This window comes from Polaromonas sp. P4_H1, from assembly GCF_056400945.1.
This window is the reverse complement of sequence record NZ_JBFUKG010000095.1, coordinates 1-599: the sequence shown is the minus strand read 5'-3', so window position 1 is coordinate 599 and position 599 is coordinate 1. Positions and strand designations below refer to the sequence as shown.

At 63.1% G+C, this 599-nt stretch carries 1 pseudogene; it reads left to right on the top strand.

The window, feature by feature from the left end:
- Window positions 1–37 precede the first annotated feature (37 nt).
- Window positions 38–599: pseudogene (locus tag AC1DS5_RS25290) on the top strand (RNA degradosome polyphosphate kinase); the annotation flags it as partial.

Sequence of the window (599 nt, the reverse complement as noted above, 5' to 3'; positions counted from 1 at the left end):
GTTCGAGACTGCGCTGAAGCGTCGCCGCAGAGGGTCGGTGATCCGCCTCGAAATCGAAGCCGGCATGCCGGCAGAACTCCGTGCCTTCGTGCAGCGCGCGCTGGCGACCTCGGATGACGAAATCCTGCTGGTCGACGGCATTCTCGCCATGAACGAGGTCTCGCAGCTCACGCGGCTCGATCGGCCCGATCTCGAATTCGTGCCCTATGTGCCGCGTCATCCGGAACGTGTCCGCGATCATGGCGGCGACRTCTTTGCCGCGATCCGKCAGAAGGACCTGATTGTCCATCATCCCTATGAGTCCTTCGACGTCGTCGTGCAGTTCCTGCAGCAGGCCGCGCGCGATCCGGATGTGGTGGCGATCAAGCAGACTCTGTATCGCACCTCCAACAATTCGCCGATTGTCCGCACGCTGGTGGAGGCCGCTGAGGCCGGTAAGTCGGTAACGGCGCTCGTCGAACTGCGTGCGCGGTTTGATGAAGAGGCCAATATCCGCTGGGCGCGCGATCTCGAACGCGCCGGTGTCCAAGTGGTCTATGGCTTCCTGGAATTGAAGACCCACGCGAAGCTGTCGCTGGTGGTGCGCCGCGAGGGCGGCT